Source organism: Pseudomonas sp. P97.38 (assembly GCF_001269745.1).
GTDB lineage: Bacteria > Pseudomonadota > Gammaproteobacteria > Pseudomonadales > Pseudomonadaceae > Aquipseudomonas > Aquipseudomonas chlororaphis_E.
The window spans coordinates 210,046-229,276 of the sequence record NZ_LHVJ01000007.1 but is presented as its reverse complement, the minus strand read 5'-3'; the positions used below and the strand labels follow the sequence as shown (position 1 = coordinate 229,276).

The following is a 19,231-nucleotide window of genomic DNA, read 5'->3' as shown; positions in this document are numbered from 1 at the left end:
CAGTTACATTGATACAACTGACCCACCGCCTTCGCGAGCAAGCCCGCTCCCACAGGGGCGGTTTCCAGGCTAATCCCGGTAAAACACCTGCACCAGGTGATAGCCGAACTTGCTCTTGATCGGTCCGTGCACCACCCGCAACGGCTTCTTGAAAATCACCGCGTCGATCGCGCCGACCATCTGCCCCGGCCGGACCTCGCCGAGGTCGCCGCCGCGCTTGCCGGAAGGGCAGGTGGAATACTTCTTCGCCAGTACGTCGAAGGCTTCGCCCTTGGCGATGCGCTGCTTGAGCTGTTCGGCTTCTTCGGCGGTTTTCACCAGGATATGGCGGGCTTGGGCTTTCATGGTGGCGCGGACCTGAACGTAACGGGGCGGCGATTATGCCTCAACTCAGCTGTCATGGTTGATCATCGCCCGAATCTTGGTCGCCAGCAGGTCGAGGGTAAACGGCTTGGCCACCATGTCCATGCCCTGGTCGAGAAACCCCTGGCGCTCGGCGGCTTTCTGCGCGTAACCGGTCATGAACAGCACCTTCAGGTCAGGCCGGTGCTGGCGGGCGATTTCCGCCAGTTGCCGGCCATTCATGCCCGGCAGGCCGACGTCCGTCACCAGCAGGTCGATGCGTTGTCCTGACTCCAGCAACGGCAGTGCGGTCCTCGCGTCGCGGGCTTCAAGGGCGGTGTAGCCCAGCGCCTCCAGCAGGTCGAGCACCAGCATCCGCACCGCGGGCTCGTCTTCCACCAACAACACGGTTTCCCCGGCGTTCGCTGCCGGCACCTCCACTGTCCCGGTTGTCGCAGGCTGTTCGGCGGGTGCTACGTGCAGGCGCGGCAGGTACAACTGCACGCGCGTGCCCTGGCCTGGCACGCTGTCCAGGTTGAGGTGCCCGCCGGACTGTTGGGCAAAGCCGTAGATCATCGACAAGCCCAGGCCGGTGCCCTGGCCGATGGGCTTGGTGGTGAAGAACGGGTCGAAGGCCTTGGCCAGCACTGAAGGGGTCATGCCGCTGCCGTTGTCGCTGACGGCGATCATCACGTAGTCGCCGGCCTTGACCGGTTCCAGGGTGTCGATGTCATTGCCGTCGAGGTAGACATTGGTGGTTTCGATGACCAGCTCGCCGCCGTCGGGCATGGCGTCCCGGGCATTGATCACCAGGTTGAGCAGGGCGTTTTCCAACTGGCTGGCGTCGGTGCTGACCGGCCACAGCTCGTGGCCCAGTTGCAGGCGCAGCACGATATGCTCGCCGGTGGTGCGCCGGAGCAGGTCTTCCAGCGAGTGCACCAGGTCATTGGGGTCCAGCGGCTTGCGGTCCAGGGACTGGCGACGGGAAAACGCCAGGAGCCGATGGGTCAGCGCGGCGGCGCGGTTGGCCGAGGATACCGCCGCTTCGGTGAAGCGTCCGATTTCCGCCACCCGGCCATTGGCGATGTAGCGCTGCATCAGGTCGAGGCTGCCCAGGATCCCGGTGAGCATGTTGTTGAAATCGTGGGCGATGCCGCCGGTGAGCTGGCCGACCGCTTCCATCTTCTGGGCGTGGCGCAACGCTTCTTCGGCGCGCTCGCGTTCGAACATTTCTTCTTGCAGGCGCTGGTTGGCCTCGGCCAGCTGGCGGGTGCGGGCGATCACCCGGTCTTCCAGGGTCTCGTTGAGGTTGCGCAAGGCTTCTTCGGTCTCCTTGCGCTCGGTTTCGTCGATCACGAAGATGTAGAAGCCGTTCACCACGCCGTCCGCTCCACGGCGCGGGAGGTAGTTGGTCAGGGCATGACGCGGCCGGCCATCGCGGTGGGCCGACTCGATGGCGAAACTGCACGGGTGGCCCGCCAGGGCCTCGGCGATGTGCGCGGCGCGCAAGGCATAGGCTTCTTCACCGAGCACTTCGCGGATGGTCTTGCCGTAGAGTTCTTGTGGGGTCAGGCCGTACCAGTCCAGGTAGGCGCTGTTGTTCAGCCGGAAACGCTCGTCGCGGTCCACGTAACTGATGAGGATCGGCATGGCGTTGATGATCAGTTGCAGCTCGTTCTGGCTCTGGCGCAGCGCCTGCTCGGCGTGCTTGCGCTCGGTGAGGTCCAGGGCGGCGCCGAGAAAGCGCTTCGGCCGACCGTGACGATCCTTGTAGCAGCGGCCCCGGACGAACACCCAGCGCATTTCGCCCGTGGGCTGCACCAGGCGGTATTCCTCGGCGTATTCGGTGCCGTGGCTGATGCAGTGCCTGATGCTGCGGGCAACCATGGCCCGGTCTTCGGGGTGCACGCCTTCAAGGTAGGCGCTGATGGGGAGCTGGCGCGACAGGTTCGGGTCGACGCCATGCAGGCGGGCGAAATGCGCGTCGGCCACGAAGCGGTCTTCGCGGATGTCCCAGTCCCAGGTGCCCAGCGCATCGGCGGCGGCCAGGGCCAGTTGCAGGCGTTCTTCGCTTTCATGCTGGGCCTTGAGGCTGGCTTCGGAGCGGCGCTCGAACTCCTGGGTCAGGCGTCGGCGTTCGCTGGTCTCGATGGCCGTGACCAGGAGGCCGGCGACGTGACCGCCTTCGTCATGCACCGGGCTGTAGGTCAGGTCCAGCCACACGTCGCACAGGCGGCCGGCGAAAGGCACGCGCCATTGCTGGTCGCGGCAGGCATGGCCATGGCCTTGCAATACCCGTTCATAAATCGTCTCGGTCGCGGCCTTGAGCTCGGGCCAGGCGAGGTGGGTCGGCTGGCCGAACGTGCGCGGGTGCTTGTCGCCGATGAGTCGGGCAAAGGCGTCGTTGTACAACTGGCACAGCTGCGGGCCCCACAGCAGGGCCATCGGCATCGGCGAATGGAGCATGATGTCCATGGCGGTGCGCAGGCTCTGGGGCCAGGTGTGGGCAGCGCCCAGCGGGCTCGAGGCCCAGTCCAGGCGGGCGATCAGGCCCTGGGTGTCGCTGCCGACAGGTGTTGCGTTCATCACGGAATCCCTGGAAATCATGTCTGTGTGGCGGTGTCTACTATCCTTCGAGGACGGTAAGCGCGGGTTGATCTGAAGAGGTGCATGCTCGGGTCAGCTTGTTTCATTGATGTCTCGCGGAAGTTTCAGTCCATGGAAATCGATCCCTTGTTGCGAATCCTGGCGAGCCAGGATGGCTCCGACCTTTATCTGTCCACCGGTGCACCGCCGTGCGCGAAATTCGAGGGGGTGCTCAAGCCCCTGGGTTCCCAGGCGTTCAAGGTTGGCGACATTGCCGGGCTCGCCGAGTCTTTGATGGACGCCGAACAGCGCCTTGAGTTCGATCGAGAGCTGGAAATGAACCTGGCAATTTCCCTCGCCGGCGTCGGGCGGTTCCGGGTCAACGTCTTCAAGCAGCGTAACGACGTGTCTATGGTGATCCGCAACGTCAAGCTGGACATCCCGCGCTTCGAAGACCTGAAGCTGCCCCCGGTGCTGCTGGAGAGCGTGATGCGCAAACAGGGGCTGATCCTGTTCGTCGGCGCCACGGGGTCCGGCAAGTCGACGTCCCTGGCGGCGTTGATCGATTACCGCAATCGCCACAGCAGTGGCCACATCATCACCATCGAGGACCCGGTGGAGTATATCCATCGGCACAAAAAATCGATCATCAACCAGCGTGAGGTCGGTGTCGACACCCGCAGCTTTCACGCCGCCCTGAAAAATACCCTGCGCCAGGCGCCGGACGTGGTGCTGATCGGTGAAATCCGCGACCGGGAAACCATGGAACACGCCCTGGCCTTCGCCGACACCGGGCACCTGGTGATCTCCACGTTGCATGCCCATAACGCCAACCAGGCCCTGGACCGGGTGATCAATTTCTTTCCCGAAGAGCGCCGGCCGCAACTGCTCAGCGACCTGGCCAACAACCTCCAGGCCTTCATTTCCCAGCGCCTGGTGCGCACCGTGAGCGGCCAGCGCCGCGCGGCGGTGGAGGTGATGCTGGGCTCGCCCACGGTGGCCGACCTGATCCGGCGCAACGAACTGAGCGAGCTCAAGGGCATCATGGAGAAATCGGAAGAGCTGGGCATGCAAACCTTCGATCAGGCCCTGTTCAACCTGGTGGTGGAAGGCGCTATCGACGAGGAGCAGGCGCTGAAGAATGCCGACTCGGCGAACAACCTGCGCTTGCGCCTGAAGCTGCATGCCGAGTCGAGCGCCGCGCCGCCGGCTGATCCGGCGGCGGGGGAGTGGGGGTTGGTGGATTGACACAACCCAAGGCGTGTTCCTGTGGCGAGGGAGCTTGCTCCCGCTGGACTGCGCAGCAGGCCCGGTGCGGTTGCTGCGCACCCGAGCGGGAGCAAGCTCCCTCGCCACAAAAGCGCTTGGCCGTGCCTAACTGGCCAGTTCCGGCCGCTCCCGAAACTGCTCCAACGCCTCGGGATTGGCCAGCGCGTCGGTGTTCTTCACCGCCTCGCCATGCACCACATTGCGCACCGCCAGCTCCACCACCTTGCCGCTGATGGTTCGTGGAATATCGGTGACCGGCAGGATCTTCGCCGGAACGTGGCGCGGCGTGGTGTTGGCGCGGATGACCTGGCGGATTCGCTGGGCCAGGTCTTCGTCGAACGCCACCCCGTCGCGCAACCGCACGAACAGCACCACCCGCACGTCGCCCTGCCATTGCTGGCCGATGGCAACGCTGTCGAGTACCTGCTCGATCTTTTCTACCTGCCGATAGATTTCCGCCGTGCCGATGCGCACGCCGCCGGGGTTGAGCACCGCGTCGGAGCGCCCGTGGATCAGCAGGCCGCCGTGGGGCAGTTCCTCGGCATAATCGCCTTGGGCCCACACGCCGGGAAACTGGTCGAAATAGGACGCGCGCAGCTTTTCCCCCTGGGGGTCGTTCCACAGGCCAATGGGCATCGCCGGGAAATGCCGGGTGCACACCAGTTCGCCTTTCTCGCCGATGACCGCTTTGCCGGCGTCGTTCCAGACCTGCACGGCCATGCCCAGGCTCTTGCCCTGCATTTCGCCCCGGCGCACCGCTGACAGCGGGTTGCCATTGACGAAACACGAGACGATGTCGGTGCCGCCGGACATCGAGGCGAGACAGACGTCTGGCTTGACGTCACGGTACACATAATCGTAGCTGTGGGGCGCCAGCGCCGAGCCGGTGGACAGCAGGGTTTTCAGGCTGCCCAGGTCATGGCTGTGCCGCGGCTTCAGGCCCTGGCTCTCCAGGGCGGCGAGAAATTTCGGGCTGGTGCCGAACACGCTGATGCGCTGCTGGTCGATCAGGTCCAGCAGGCGCTCGGGGCCTGGATGGAACGGCGAGCCGTCGTAGAGCACCACGGCGCTGCCCACCGCAAGGGCCGACACCAGCCAGTTCCACATCATCCAGCCGCAGGTGGTGTAATAGAACAGCCGGTCCTGGGGGCCGAGATCGACGTGCAGGCCGTGTTCCTTGACGTGCTGCAGCAACACACCGCCGGTGCCGTGGACGATGCACTTGGGCACGCCGGTGGTGCCGCTGGAATAGAGAATGTACAGCGGGTGGTCGAAGGGCACGCCGGTGAACTCCGGTTCGCCGCCGCTTTGGTAGAAGTCTGCCCACAAGGCGACGCGGGCCGGGGTCTTGAAGTCGTCCGGGCGTGCTTGCGGCTGGGCGTAGGGCAGCACGATCAGTTGCTGCAGCGATGGCAGCCGCTGGAGGATTTCGTTGACCTTGGCCCGCTGGTCGATGACCTTGCCGGCGTAGCGGTAACCGGCGCAGGTGATCAGCACCTTGGGTTCGATCTGGCCGAACCGATCAATGACGCCCTGGGTGCCGAAGTCCGGTGACGAACAAGACCAGATCGCCCCCAGGCTGGTGGTGGCGAGCATGCCCACCAGGGTCTGCCAGGTGTTGGGCATGCAGGCGGCCACGCGATCGCCCTGGGTGACGCCGGCGGCCCGCAGGCTTCGTTGCAGGCCGGCGACCTGGGCGGCGAGTTCGGCCCAGGTCAGTTGTTCCTGGCCGCCGTCTTCATCGATGGCCACCACCGCGACGGCCTCGTCGCGACGGCGCAACAGGTGTTCGGCAAAGTTCAGGGTGGCCCCGGGGAACCACCGGGCACTGGGCATTTGCGGGCCTTCCAGCAAAACCTCGCGGGGCGCCTGGTGAAAGTGAATCTCGAAGAAATCGACGATGGCCTGCCAGAAGGCTTCGCGCTGGTCGATGCTCCAGGCGTGCAGGGCCGGGTAGTCGTCGAGTTGCAGAGCGTGTCGGGCGTTGACGAACCGGCGAAAGGCGTCCATTCGCGACTGGGCGATGCGTTCGGGGGTGGGTTGCCAGAGGGTGTCGGACATGGGGTGCCTCTTATTCTTTTATAGGGGCTTACAAACATTGCAGCACAAGGTGCTATTTGTGGCGAGGGAGCTTGCTGTGAGAAGTGCCTCTGTGGCGAGGGAGCTTGCTCCCGCTCGGCTGCGAAGCGGCCGCAAATCGGGGGCGCTACGCACTCCGGCGGGAGCAAGCTCCCTCGCCACAAAGGCGGTCTCGTCTTGGAGATGGGGACTTACTGCGCCAACCACCCACCGTCGATATTCCACGCCGCGCCACGCACCTGGCTGCCGGCTTCGCTGCACAGGAACAACACCAGTTCGCCCAACTGCGGCGGGGTGACGAATTCCAGGGACGGCTGCTTCTCGGCCAGCAAGTCATGCTGGGCCTGCTGCGGGTCGACGCCGCTGGCGATGCGGTCGTCGATCTGTTTCTGCACCAGCGGCGTCAGCACCCAGCCGGGGCAGATGGCGTTGCACGTCACGTTGCTGGTGGCGGTTTCCAGGCCGACCACCTTGGTCAGGCCGATCACCCCATGCTTGGCCGCGACATACGCGGCCTTGCCCACCGAGCCGACCTGACCATGCACCGACGCAATGTTGATGATCCGGCCCCAGCCCTTGGCGCGCATGCCCGGCAGGCTCAGGCGAGTGGCGTGGAACACCGAGGACAGGTTGATGGCGATGATCGAGTCCCAGCGTTCCACCGGAAAGTCTTCCACGGCGGCCACGTGCTGGATTCCGGCGTTGTTCACCAGGATGTCGACGCCGCCGAACTCGCGCTCGGCGTAGGCGAGCATGTCGGCGATCTGCGCCGGGTCGCTGACGTCGGCCGGGTGATGGCCGACCCGGCCGGTGAACTGTTGCACCTCGGCGATCACCGCCGAGGCATCGCCAAAGCCGTTGAGGATCAGGTTGGCGCCGGCCTTGGCCAGGCCCAGGGCGATGCCCAGGCCGATGCCGCTGGTAGAACCGGTGACCAGGGCAGTCTTGCCCGAAAGGGTTGTCGTCATGGGAACCTCACACAATGCCAGTGGCGTAGAACACGCCGATCACGACGAAGACCGCGAGGGTCTTGATCAGCGTAATGCAGAAAATGTCTTTGTAGGCTTCACGGTGGGTCAGGCCGGTGACCGCCAGCAGGGTGATCACCGCGCCGTTGTGGGGCAGGGTGTCCATGCCGCCACTGGCCATGGCGGCCACGCGGTGCAGCACTTCCAGGGGAATGTTGGCGGCGTGGGCAGCGCTGATGAAGCTTTCGGACATGGCCGCCAGGGCGATGCTCATGCCGCCCGAGGCGGAACCGGTGATGCCCGCCAGCAGCGTGACGGTCACGGCTTCATTGACCAGCGGGTTGGGGATGCTCTTGAGCCAGTCGGCCAGGACCAGGAATCCTGGCAACGAAGCGATCACCGCGCCGAAGCCGTATTCCGATGCGGTGTTCATCGCCGCCAGCAGGGCACCGCCCACCGCGCTTTTGCTGCCTTCGGCCAACTTGCTGCGAATGGCCCGGAAACCAAACGCCAGGACCATGAGAATGCCCACCAGCAAGGCCGCCTGCACGGCCCAGATCGCGGTGAGCTTGGCGATGTCGCTGGTGACCGGGGCAGCCATGCCCGGCAGCGCCAGGCTGTGGCTCTTGCCGTACCACTGGGGAATCCATTGGGTGAACAGCAGGTTCATGATGCCCACCGCCAGCAACGGCGAAACGGCGATCCACGGGTTGGGCAGTCGGATGTCTTCGGCGGTTTCCGGCTCGTTGCGCAACTGCGTGCCATAGCCTTCGCCCAGGCGTTGGGCCTTGTTGCGCTGGCGCTGGAGGAACAGCATGCCGACGCTGAACACGAAGAGCGTGCCGATCACGCCCAGCCAGGGCGCGGCCCAGGCCGTGGTGTTGAAGAAGGTGCTGGGGATGATGTTCTGGATCTGCGGCGTGCCGGGCAGCGCGTCCATGGTGAAGGAGAACGCACCAAGGGCGATGGTGGCCGGGATCAGCCGCTTGGGAATGTCGCTCTGGCGGAACATCTCGGCGGCGAACGGGTACACCGCGAACACCACCACGAACAGCGACACGCCACCATAGGTCAGCAGCGCGCAGACCAGCACGATCACCAGCATCGCCTGGCGGGTGCCCAGCAAGCGGATGGCCGCCGCGACGATGGAGCGGGAGAACCCCGACAACTCGATCAGCTTGCCGAACACCGCGCCGAGCAGGAACACCGGAAAGTACAGTTTGATGAAGCCGACCATTTTCTCCATGAACACCCCGGTGAACGCAGGGGCCACGGCGGCAGGGTCGGTGAGCAGGACGGCGCCGAGGGCGGCGATGGGGGCGAAGAGAATAACGCTGTAGCCACGGTAGGCGGCGACCATCAGCAGCGCGAGGGCTGCCAGGGCAATGATCACACTCATGGTGTGTCTCCTGGGATTGTTATTGTTGTGGTGAAGCGGTGACGGAGGCTTTAGCGAGTTTTGTGCCAGGTAGGTAAGTTGCTGAAATATAAAGAATTATTTGATTTGCAATGAGAGTTGGAAAGGATTTGTCTCTGTTTTGAGATTTATAGGGGATTTGATGGCCTCTTCGCGGGCAAGCCCGCTCCCACATTAGACTGGGGTGTCTTGTCCAAATGTGGGAGCGGGCTTGCCCGCGAAGAGCGCGAAGCGCTCAACAAAGGCGTTCGATCTAAAAAAAGAGACAGGCGTCTCGTTACTGAGACTCGGCAATCCCCAGCGCCACCATCTTCTTGTACAGCGTCGACCGTCCCAGCCCCAATCGCTGCGCCGCGTCGACCACCTTGCCGCCGCATTGCGCGAGGGTGGTTTCGATCAACTGCCGGTCGAATCGCGCCCGTGCCTGACTGAAGGTTTCCTGGGGCAGCGGTTCCAGGACCGGGCTGGCGCTGCGGGTCACGGGGGTGAAAGTGCCGATGGCCGCGCGGATGTCGGTGGCGGTGAGCAGTAGGTTGTCGCTGAGCAACGCGGCCCGTTCCAGCACGTTGCGCAGTTCGCGGATGTTTCCCGGCCAGGCGTGTTGCCCCAGCAGGTGGAGGGCGTCGGGGTTCAGTTCGTGCTGGCTGCGCAGGTCTTCGAGGATCGCTTCGCTCAGGGCGGGCAAGTCGTCGAGGCGCTCGCGCAAGGGCGGAACCTGGATCGGCAGCACATTGAGGCGGTAATACAGGTCGGCGCGGAACTCGCCGCGCTTGATGGCCGCTTCCAGGTCCATGGACGTGGCGGCGATCACCCGCACATCGCTTTGCAGCACTGCGTTGGAACCCACCGGCTCGTACTCTTTTTCCTGGAGCACCCGCAGCAACTTGCTTTGCAACGGCAGCGGCATGTCGCCGATCTCATCGAGGAACAAGGTGCCGCCCTGGGCAATCTGCAGTTTGCCGGCGCGGCCCTTGCGGTCGGCCCCGGTAAAGGCGCCGGGCGCGGTGCCGAAGAACTCGGCCTCCAACAGCGCCTCGGGGATCGCCGCGCTGTTGATGCTGACAAAGGCTTTGTGCGCCCGGGGCGAGGCACTGTGGATCGCCTGGGCCAGCAGTTCCTTGCCGGTGCCGGTTTCGCCTAGCAGCAGCACTGGCGAATCGGTGCTGGCGCTGCGCCGGGCACGACGCTTGACCTCCAGGCCGGCGCTGCTGGTGCCGATGAAATGGGCGAAGTTGTACTTGGTCTGCCGCGCCCGCAGCAGCGAGCGGGTGGAGGCCAGTTCTTCCTGCATGCTCAAGTAACGCTTGAGCATCGGCGACAGGCGATGCAGTTCCCCGAACAAGGCAAAGCCGATGGCGCCGATGACCGCCCCGGCGCTGTCATGGATCGGCAGGCGCATCACCACCAGCGGCTCCTTGGGCATCTCCTGCATGTCGAGCAATATCGGCTGCCCGGTACGCACCACCTCCCGCAGCAGGCTGCCGGGGATTACGCTCTCGCAGGCTCGGCCGATCGCTTCCTGTGCCGAGTTCAGGCCGAAGCGCCGGGCGTAGCGTTCGTTCATCCAGACGATATTCGCGTCCCGGTCGACGATGACCGTGCCTTCGCTGGATTGCTCGATGATTTCGAACAACGAACGGATCGCCAGGGTGCGTACGCGCTGGTAGTCCTTGAGATTTTCGGTCGGGCGCATCGGGCGTTTCCAGAAAGAGATGGGGGTAGTGTCCTCTGGCGAGTCTGTTGCAGCGGCATTATGCCGTAGAACCCTTTGATTGAGATCCGTGGTTTGCACGGCGGGAAAATTGTACAGTTATTTTTGATTTGTACATTTTTGAGGCCCTCTATGAACCCGTTCAATCCTCGTAAACTCGCGCTTTCAAAATGGACGGCCAGCGCGCCGGTTAATAAGGAAAAACATTTCCTGGTCACCCAACTGATCTGTGACGAGGCCGGCGTGCCGCTGCAAGTCGAATTGCAAGCCGTCTACAGTGGGCGTACCGAACGACTGGACTGGCGCGAGCTGCGCGATGACAAGCGTTGGCGCATGGGCTGGAAATAAAAGGGGCTTGGTGACTGAAGGTGCCCCAAGGGGGGGGCTTTAAGTTGTACATAAATAAAAAGTTGTACAATTATTGTTGCAGTCATGGCTTAATGGCATCTCTCCAACCAAAAGGCACCTGAGCCTTCAGGTCGCTCGACCCACGCATCCAACGTTCCAGAGTGGCGCCCATGTTCATTCGTACCCGCAAGCATCAGCAGGTCTTGCATGAAATCCAGGCCAGGGAGGCTTATCTTCAAGCGCAGCACCTGGCGCTGCATGCCTGTATGGCCGTGCTCGAGCTCGCGCCGACTGGTGAGGTGCTGGGCGCCAGTCCCCTGTTCCTGCAAATGACCGGGTACTCGCTCGACGAGATCCTGGGCAAGCACCACCAGACCTTTTGCGCGCCGGCCTACGCCCGCAGCCCGCAGTACGCAACGCTGTGGCAGCGCTTGGTGCGAGGTGAAGGTGCCAGCGACCGGTTTCTGCAATTGGCCCGTGATGGACGCTGGGCATGGGTGGAGGCGGACTACGTCCCGGTACGAGAGGCGGGAGCACGTGTGCAGCGCATCATCAGCATCGTTCGCGACGTCAACGATGAGGTGCTTCGTTCCCAGGCCGAGTCCAGCTTCACGCAGGCGATCGACCGCTCGATGGCGGTCATCGAGTTTGACCTGAACGGGCAGGTGGTCAATGCCAATGCGAATTTCCTGAAGGTGGTGGGCTACGGCCTGGAAGAGGTACGCGGCCAGCACCACCGTTTGTTCTGCAAACCCAGCGAGGCGCAGAGCGAAGCCTATCGCAGCTTCTGGGCCGCACTGAACCGGGGCGAATACATGGGAGGGCTTTTCGAGCGGGTCGACAAGCGCGGGGCGACCCTCTGGCTGCAGGCCACCTACAACCCGCTCTATGATGCCCAGGGTCATTTGTATGGGGTGGTCAAGTTCGCCACCGATTGCACCGCTGAGATCGAACAACGCCAGCGCGAATCGAGGGCGGCGCAGTTGGCCTTCGAGACGTCGCGGCAGACCGATGAACACACCCGGCTCGGCACCGCCGTCGTGCAAAAAACCGTGACCGTCGTGCAGAGCATCGCCGATGAACTCCAGGCAGTGGCCACGGGCATCGGGGCCCTGAGCGCGCAGTCCGAGGAAATCGGTACCATCGTCGATGCCATCCGGGGCATTGCCGAACAGACCAATCTATTGGCCCTCAACGCCGCCATCGAAGCGGCCCGCGCGGGGGAGCAGGGGCGTGGCTTCGCAGTCGTGGCCGATGAGGTGCGCAACCTGGCGCGGCGTACGAGCCAGGCCACCGTCGCCATCACTGAGGTGGTCGGCAAGAACCGCGAGCTCGCCAGGCAAGCGGTCACCAGCATGCAGTCGAGTACCCTCAAGGCAGAGCAGGGGGTCACATTGGCGAACGAGGCGGGTGCGGTCATCCAGGATATTCACCGGGGCGCGCAGCAGGTCGTGACGGTGATGGGCGATTTCGCCAACACCCTGGACCAGCGACGGGGCGCCTGAACGGCGGGCTTAGCCGGGATGCGCCGCTGCCAAAAGCTCCTTGGTGTAGGCATGGCGGGGCGCGTCGAAGACGTCATGGCTGGCGCCGCATTCGACCACCTTGCCGTCCTTGATCACGATCACGTCGTGGGCCAGGGCGCGCACCACCGCCAGGTCATGGCTGATGAACAGGTAGGTCAACCCGTGCTTTTCCTGGAGCTGGCGGAGCAGGGCGACCACTTGCTTTTGCACGGTCCGGTCCAGGGCCGAGGTCGGTTCGTCCAGCAGCATCAGTGCCGGCTTGAGTACCAGCGCCCGGGCAATGGCGATGCGCTGGCGCTGGCCACCGGAAAACTCATGGGGGTAGCGATGCCGGCTCTGTGGGTCCAGGCCGACTTCCTTGAGAGCCTGGATCACCCGTGCCTCGCACTCCTCGGCGCTGGAGGGGCTATGGACCTCAAGGCCTTCGCTGATGATCTGCTGCACCGACATCCGTGGGCTGAGGCTGCCGAATGGGTCCTGGAACACCACCTGCATCTGCTTGCGCCAGGGGCGCAGGGCCTTCTGTGACAGATGATCGAGGGCTTCACCCTGGAAACGGATGCTGCCCTCGGACTCGATCAACCGCAGGATCGCCTGGCCGAGCGTGGACTTGCCGGAGCCGGACTCACCAACGATGCCCAGGGTCTTGCCGCGCTGGATATTCAGGCTGATGCCGTCCACGGCGCGCAGGTATTGCTTGCGCTGGAACAGCCCGCCGCCAAGGGCGAAACTCACGCGCAGGTCCTGGACCTGGAGCACGTCCTCGCGATCATCCCGGGGCAGGGCCTCGCCTTCCGGTTCGGCGTGCAGCAGCTCGCAGCTGTAGGGGTGTTTCGGTGCGCTGAACAATGTTTCGCACGGCGCTTGCTCGACAATTTCGCCGGCCTTCATCACGCACACCCGTTGGGCGATGCTGCGCACCAGGTTCAAGTCGTGGCTGATCAACAGCAGCGACATGCCGAGCCGCTGCTGGAGGGACTTGAGCAGCAACAGGATCTTGCGCTGCACGGTCACGTCCAGGGCGGTGGTCGGCTCGTCGGCGATCAACAGTTCCGGCTCGCAGGCCAGGGCCATGGCAATCATCACCCGTTGTCGCTGACCGCCCGACAGTTGATGCGGGTAGGCCTTGAGCCGTTCGGTGGGATTCTGGATGCCCACCAGGGCGAGCAGTTCCAGGATGCGCGCGCGCGCCGCCTTACCGCCCAGCCCACGGTGCAGCATCAGGGTTTCACCGATCTGTTTTTCGACACTGTGCAACGGGTTCAGGGACGTCATCGGTTCCTGGAAGATCATTGCGATCCGGTTGCCGCGCAACTCGCGCAAGGTCTTGGCGTCGGCGCCCACCAATTCCTGGCCGCGATAGCGAATGCTGCCGGTGGTGCGGGTGCCGGTGTCGGGTAACAGTTGCAGGATCGAATGGGCCGTCACCGACTTGCCGGAGCCTGATTCGCCCACCAGCGCCAGGCACTCGCCGGGGCGGATGTCCAGGCACAGGCTGCGCACCACGGTGTGGTCGTTGAAGGCCACGCTCAGGTCGCGGATTTCGATCAGGTTGTCGCTCATTCCCGGATCAGGATCGTGGATCGAACGCATCGCGCAGGGCCTCCCCAATGAACACCAGCAGCGAAAGGATCAGCGCCAGGGCGAAGAACGCCGTCAGCCCCAGCCACGGCGCTTGCAGGTTTTGCTTGCCCTGGCCAATCAGCTCGCCCAGCGAAGCGCTGCCGGCCGGCATGCCGAAGCCGAGGAAATCCAGGGCGGTGAGGGTGGAAATCGCGCCGGTGAGGATGAAGGGCAGGTAGCTCAAGGTGGCATTCATCGCGTTGGGCAGGATGTGCCGCACGATCACCTTGCGATCGGACAGGCCCAGGGCCCGGGCGGCTTTCACGTATTCGAGATTGCGCCCGCGCAGGAATTCGGCTCGCACTACGTCCACCAGGGCCAGCCAGGAAAACAGCGCCATGATCCCCAGCAGCCACCAGAAATTCGGCTCGACGAAACCGGACAGGATGATCAACAGGTAAAGCACTGGCAGCCCGGACCAGACTTCCAATAGGCGTTGCCCCAGCAGGTCGACCCAACCGCCGTAGTAGCCCTGCAATGCACCGGCGGCGATGCCGATCAGCGCGCTGATGGCGGTCAATGCCAGGGCGAACAGGATCGACACCCGGGTGCCGAAGATCACCCGGGCCAACACGTCCCGGGACTGATCGTCGGTGCCCAGCCAGTTCACCGAGGAGGGTGGGCTTGGCGCCGGTTGGGCGAGGTCGTAGTTGGGCGTGTCGTCGCTGAACGGGATCGGCGGGAACAGCAGCCAGCCGCCGTCCTTGTGGATCAGGTTCTGCACGTAGCTGCTGCGGTAGTCGGCCTGGAACGGCAGTTGCCCGCCGAACGCCTGCTCGGTGTAGCGCTTGAACACCGGAAAGTACAGCGAACCCTGGTAGCTCACCGCCAGCGGCTTGTCGTTGGCGATCAATTCGCCGCCCAGGGTGAGGGTGAACAGGCCAATGAACAGCCACAGCGACCACCAGCCCCGACGGTTTTTCTTGAAGCGCTCGAAGCGCCGGCGGCCCAAGGGCGAAAGTCTGAACATCAGGCGTTCCTCGCGGCGAAGTCGATGCGCGGGTCCACCAGGGTGTAGCAGAGGTCGCCGATCAGTTTGATCAGCAGGCCGAACAGCGTGAAGATGAACAGCGAGCCGAACACCACCGGATAATCCCGGGACACCGCCGCTTCGTAGCTCATGCGTCCCAGGCCATCGAGGGAAAAGATCACCTCGATCAGCAACGACCCGGCAAAGAACACGCTGATGAACGCCTGGGGAATCCCCGAGACCACCAGCAGCATGGCATTGCGGAACACATGCCCGTACAGCACTCGGCGTTCGCTCATGCCCTTGGCACGGGCGGTGACCACGTACTGACGGGTGATTTCATTGAGGAACGAGTTCTTGGTCAGGATCGTCAGCGTGGCGAAGCCGCCGATCACCAGCGAGCTCACCGGCAGCACCAGGTGCCAGAAGTAGTCGGCGACCTTGCCCAGCGTCGACAGCGATTCGAAGTTATCCGACACCAGCCCGCGCACCGGAAACCAGTTCAGCGAGGTGCCGCCGGCGAACATCACGATCAGGAACATCGCGAACAGGAACGCCGGCATGGCATAGCCGATGATGATCGCCGTGCTGCTCCACACATCGAAGGCAGAGCCGTGGCGGACCGCCTTGCGAATGCCCAGGGGGATCGACACCAGGTAGGTGATCAGCGTTGCCCAGAGCCCGAGGGAAATGGTCACCGGCATTTTCTCCAGGATCAGGTCGGTGACCGTGGCGCCGCGGAAAAAACTCTTGCCGAAATCCAGTCGGGCGTAACTGCTGAGCATCAGCCACAGGCGTTCATGGGCCGGCTTGTCGAAGCCGTACTGTTTCTCGATGTCCTTGATCAGTTGCGGGTCCAGGCCCCGGCTGGCGCGGGAGCTGCCGGTCATGGCGTTGCCCGAGCTGCCGACGCTGGCGCCGCCGATGCCTTGCAGGTGGGCGATGGCTTGCTCCACCGGTCCGCCGGGCGCGGCTTGGACGATGACGAAATTCACCAGCAGGATGATTACCAGGGTCGGAATGATCAGCAGCAGCCGACGTGCGATGTAAGCCCACATCAATGCCGCCCTCCCGGTGCGCCACGCTTGATGCGCTCGGCGGTCATCTGCTCGTTGGTCAGCGGCGTGGTGCTGATCTCCCACCAGCTTTCGATAGCTTCGTCATTGCTGGCCTGCACCTTCGGAATGCCGAAGCGGTTCCACCACACGGTCGAGCTGCCCGGCGGGTAGTAGTTGGGGATCCAGTAGTAGTTCCACTGCAGCACCCGGTCCAGGGCGTGCGCATGGCGCAGCATGTCGCCCTGGGTGGTGGCCTTGACCAGTCCGTCGATCAGGCTGTCCACCGCCGGGTTCTTCAAGACCATGTAATTGTTGGCGCCCGGATCGTTGGCCGCCGCCGAGCCGAAGTAGTTGTAGAGTTCGATGCCCGGCGACGTACTGACCGGGTAGCCGGTGACGATCATGTCGTAGTCGCGGCTCATCAGGCGATTGACGTACTGGGATGGGTCGATGCGGCGGATGCTCATGTCGATGCCGATCTGCGCCAGGTTGCGCTTGTACGGCAGCAGCAGGCGATCCATGCCGTTCTGGGTGTTCAGGAAGGTGAAGCTCAGCGGTTCGCCCTCGGCATTCACCAGGCGATCACCTTCGGGCTTCCAGCCGGCCTGTTCCAGCAGGGCCAGAGCTTGCAGCTGTTTGTCGCGGATCACGCCGCTGCCATCGGTTTTCGGTGCCTCGAACACCTGGTCGAAGACTTCGTCGGGGACTTGCCCGCGCAAGGGTTCGAGGATCGCCCGTTCGGCGGCATCAGGCAGTTGCCGGGCGGCCAGGTCGGTGTTGGAGAAGAAACTTTGCTGACGCACATAGACGTTGCGCATCATCTGGCGGTTGCTCCATTCGAAATCCCAGAGCATCGCCAGGGCCTGGCGAACCCGGCGGTCCTGGAACTGCGGGCGTTGCAGGTTGAAGACAAACCCCTGGGCCGTCTGCGGCGCCTCGGTGGCAAGGTGGGCCTTTTGCAGGCGACCGTCGCGCAGGGCCGGGCTGTCATAGCCGATGGAAAAACCGGTGGCGGAAAATTCGCGGTTGTAGTCGTAGGCGCCGCCGCGCAGCACTTGCCGGGCGACATCGGTGTCGCCGAAATACTCGATGCTGAAATGGTCAAAATTGTACAGGCCACGGCTGGTCGGCAGGTCCTTGCCCCACCAGTCGGCGTTGCGTTCGAACGTGATGCTGCGGCCGGAATCGACCTTGCCCACGCGATATGGGCCACTGCCCAGCGGGGCTTCGTAGCCGCCTCCGCTGGCGAAGTCGCGGCTCTTCCACCAATGTTCGGGCAAGACCGGCAAGGTGGCGATGTCCAGGGGCAGGGTGCGGCTTTCATTGTTCTTGAAGTCGAAGCGCACGGTGCGCTCGTCTTCGATGACCACGTCTTTGACGGTGGCGAACTGGGTGCGATAGCGCAGGCTGCCCTGGCTCATCAGCAACTCGAAACTGTAGCGCACGTCCTGGGCGGTGATCGGCTTGCCATCGGCGAAGCGGGCCTTGGGGTTCAGGTAGAACCGCAGGAACAGGCCGTCGTCCGAACGCTCCATTTTCTCGGCCACCAGGCCATAGACGGTGTAGGGTTCATCCAGCGAGCGCTGGGCCAGCGGCGAATACAGCAAGCCGTCGATCTGGCTGACGCCGATGCCTTTGTCGATGTAGGGCAGGACGTGGTCGAACTGGCCGATCTCGACAGCCGAGCGGCGCAAGGTGCCGCCCTTGGGCGCCTGGGGGTTGGCGTAGGCAAAGTGGCCGAAGCCTTCGGAATATTTGGCCGGTTCGCCATAGACGGTCAGTGCGTGTTGCGGTGCGGCAGCCACACCGGCGGCGCCTGTCAGCAGGGCCACGGCGGTCAACAGCAATGAAGGAAACGCCAGTCGCATTGTCAGCCTTAAAGCCGGGTGATCGATAAGCACGATTTGTACGCGAGCGGCGCGCTGATCGCCAGCCCTGTGGCGAGGGAGTTGTGGCCATTGGGCAATCGTGGCGAGGGAGCATGCTCGTGTTGGAGTGCGCTGTCAGCCTCTCAAGCGCAAGCATGCCCCCTCGCCACAGTCTTCATCAGTCCTGGCGGCTGGTGACTTCCAGCAGGTGGTAGCCGAACTGGGTCTTGACCGGACCCTGGACCACATTGAGCGGGGCACTGAACACCACGGTGTCGAACTCCTTGACCATCTGGCCCGGACCGAACGAGCCCAGGTCGCCGCCCTGGCGGCTGGACGGGCACGAGGAATTGGCCTTGGCGACTTCGGCGAAATCAGCGCCACCTTCGATCTGGGCTTTCAGTTCGTTGCACTTCTCTTCGCTGGAAACCAGGATGTGGCGGGCAGTGGCTTTGGCCATGGGAAAATCTCCTTCGCTGTTTTCAAAGGTGTTGAGCCTACCGGATTCATCGCGCGGTTGTTGTCAAAATTGCGTCAAAACCTTGGTCCTGACGATCAAAGGCCGGCTTTGCGCAAGCGTTCGGCGTGCCGCAGGTAGAGCGCGATCGGGTCGGCGCCGCCGCGTGGCCGGCCCGTCGCCTGGTGGATGACGTCCAGGTGATCCATGGGGTAGTCGGAGCGGATGACTTTGCCCAGGTGCGAGCTGAAGCGCCCGACCATGCCGTCGTTCTGCCCGGCCTCGGTGATGAAATACTCGGAAAAGGCCCGGCAGAAGGCATGCAAGGGTGACGTCGCGTTGCATCCTTCCTGCTGGCCGGCGGGCAGCGTGCCGCTCCATGAGTAGTAGCGCACGCCATTGACCTTTTCCGGGCCGTTGTCGCCCCAATGGCTGGGCAGGCCCTGAGGGTATTTGTCGTTGAAAGCGCCGACGCCCTCGGTGGTCAGCGCGCCCAGGCTGGCAATGGCCGCCGAAGGCAGTTGCGCCTGGCCGCCCAGCAACGAAAGGAAGTCGGCGAACAGCGTGGCGATGTGGCTCGCCACGTGCCCCGGCAGCCGCCCCGGCGTGAGCGCCTTGCGCAGGAAGTCGGCCAGTTCGGAGCCCTGGTTAGGGCCGCTGACCGAGGTCACCGACGCCACCTGTCCCGGTTGCAGCGCAGCGGCATAGCGTGCGGCGAGCGCGCCTTGGCAGTGGCCGATCAGGTTGACCTTGGCCGCGCCGGTACCGTTGAGGATCCGGTCCATCTGGGCCAGCAATTGTTCGCCGCGTGCCTCGTTGGAATGGGTGGCCGACAAGCAGGGGATGAACACCCGGGCGCCGGCAATTCGCAACGCCTGCTTGATGCCGTGGAAAAGTTCGAAGCCGCCGATCCTGTCAAACCCGAACAACCCATGGACCAGCAGGATGGGAAATTGGGTGGTTGCATTCCGTTGCATGTTCGTACCTTTTTCGAAGAGGTTCACGTTGA

15 protein-coding genes are annotated in these 19,231 nt (G+C 63.9%); 3 read left to right on the top strand and 12 right to left on the bottom strand.

Going from position 1 to position 19,231, the window contains the following annotated elements; all coding sequences use genetic code 11:
- Positions 1-69 precede the first annotated feature (69 nt).
- Together AD664_RS01410 and AD664_RS01405 are read right to left on the bottom strand one after the other, a co-directional pair.
- Positions 70-345, bottom strand: a complete 276-nt coding sequence (locus AD664_RS01410) for a peptidylprolyl isomerase (protein ID WP_019690952.1) — start codon at positions 343-345, stop codon at positions 70-72.
- Between the two features lie 45 nt (positions 346-390).
- Positions 391-2,928 carry a PAS domain-containing sensor histidine kinase gene (locus AD664_RS01405; protein ID WP_053143939.1) on the bottom strand — a complete coding sequence of 846 codons (2,538 nt, stop codon included), beginning with the start codon at positions 2,926-2,928 and terminating at the stop codon, positions 391-393.
- Positions 2,929-3,060: 132 nt separating this feature from the next.
- Here AD664_RS01405 and AD664_RS01400 point away from each other — a divergent pair, with 132 nt between their 5' ends.
- Positions 3,061-4,176, top strand: coding sequence for a PilT/PilU family type 4a pilus ATPase (locus tag AD664_RS01400; RefSeq protein WP_053143916.1), 1,116 nt, complete (start codon positions 3,061-3,063; stop codon positions 4,174-4,176).
- 126 nt (positions 4,177-4,302) lie between these two features.
- On the opposite strand, the gene AD664_RS01395 is transcribed toward AD664_RS01400, so the two are convergent.
- The 4 genes from AD664_RS01395 to AD664_RS01380 all read right to left on the bottom strand — a co-directional run bounded on the left by AD664_RS01395 (position 4,303) and on the right by AD664_RS01380 (position 10,354).
- A complete protein-coding gene (locus AD664_RS01395; protein WP_053143914.1) occupies positions 4,303-6,258 on the bottom strand; it encodes an acetoacetate--CoA ligase in 1,956 nt (651 codons plus the stop codon).
- Positions 6,259-6,467: 209 nt separating this feature from the next.
- Positions 6,468-7,244, bottom strand: coding sequence for a 3-hydroxybutyrate dehydrogenase (locus AD664_RS01390; RefSeq protein WP_042732361.1), 777 nt, complete (start codon positions 7,242-7,244; stop codon positions 6,468-6,470).
- A 7-nt stretch (positions 7,245-7,251) separates the two neighbouring features.
- The gene (locus tag AD664_RS01385; RefSeq protein WP_053143912.1) at positions 7,252-8,643 is read right to left on the bottom strand and encodes a GntP family permease; all 1,392 of its coding nucleotides are present in this window, start codon (positions 8,641-8,643) and stop codon (positions 7,252-7,254) included.
- 295 nt (positions 8,644-8,938) lie between these two features.
- On the bottom strand, positions 8,939-10,354 hold the full coding sequence (locus AD664_RS01380; RefSeq protein ID WP_053143910.1) for a sigma-54-dependent Fis family transcriptional regulator: 1,416 nt from the start codon (positions 10,352-10,354) through the stop codon (positions 8,939-8,941).
- A 150-nt stretch (positions 10,355-10,504) separates the two neighbouring features.
- Between AD664_RS01380 and AD664_RS01375 the strand changes: the two genes are divergently transcribed.
- Positions 10,505-10,720, top strand: coding sequence for a TIGR02450 family Trp-rich protein (locus AD664_RS01375; RefSeq protein WP_053143908.1), 216 nt, complete (start codon positions 10,505-10,507; stop codon positions 10,718-10,720).
- 170 nt (positions 10,721-10,890) lie between these two features.
- Complete coding sequence (locus AD664_RS01370; RefSeq protein ID WP_053143906.1) at positions 10,891-12,225, top strand: PAS domain-containing methyl-accepting chemotaxis protein; 1,335 nt, start codon at positions 10,891-10,893, stop codon at positions 12,223-12,225.
- Positions 12,226-12,234: 9 nt separating this feature from the next.
- Here the strand turns inward: AD664_RS01370 and AD664_RS01365 are convergent, their stop codons facing one another.
- From AD664_RS01365 to AD664_RS01340, 6 genes are all read right to left on the bottom strand, one after another.
- Positions 12,235-13,809 carry an ABC transporter ATP-binding protein gene (locus AD664_RS01365; protein WP_053143904.1) on the bottom strand — a complete coding sequence of 525 codons (1,575 nt, stop codon included), beginning with the start codon at positions 13,807-13,809 and terminating at the stop codon, positions 12,235-12,237.
- A 7-nt stretch (positions 13,810-13,816) separates the two neighbouring features.
- Positions 13,817-14,839, bottom strand: coding sequence for an ABC transporter permease (locus tag AD664_RS01360; RefSeq protein WP_053143902.1), 1,023 nt, complete (start codon positions 14,837-14,839; stop codon positions 13,817-13,819).
- The gene (locus tag AD664_RS01355; RefSeq protein ID WP_053143900.1) at positions 14,839-15,897 is read right to left on the bottom strand and encodes a microcin C ABC transporter permease YejB; all 1,059 of its coding nucleotides are present in this window, start codon (positions 15,895-15,897) and stop codon (positions 14,839-14,841) included. The genes AD664_RS01360 and AD664_RS01355 overlap by 1 nt, the downstream gene beginning before the upstream one ends.
- Positions 15,897-17,765 carry an extracellular solute-binding protein gene (locus tag AD664_RS01350; protein WP_053143898.1) on the bottom strand — a complete coding sequence of 623 codons (1,869 nt, stop codon included), beginning with the start codon at positions 17,763-17,765 and terminating at the stop codon, positions 15,897-15,899. The genes AD664_RS01355 and AD664_RS01350 overlap by 1 nt, the downstream gene beginning before the upstream one ends.
- A gap of 178 nt (positions 17,766-17,943) precedes the next feature.
- Positions 17,944-18,225, bottom strand: a complete 282-nt coding sequence (locus tag AD664_RS01345; protein ID WP_042731335.1) for a peptidylprolyl isomerase — start codon at positions 18,223-18,225, stop codon at positions 17,944-17,946.
- A gap of 95 nt (positions 18,226-18,320) precedes the next feature.
- A complete protein-coding gene (locus AD664_RS01340) occupies positions 18,321-19,199 on the bottom strand; it encodes a triacylglycerol lipase (protein WP_053143937.1) in 879 nt (292 codons plus the stop codon).
- Positions 19,200-19,231 lie beyond the last annotated feature (32 nt).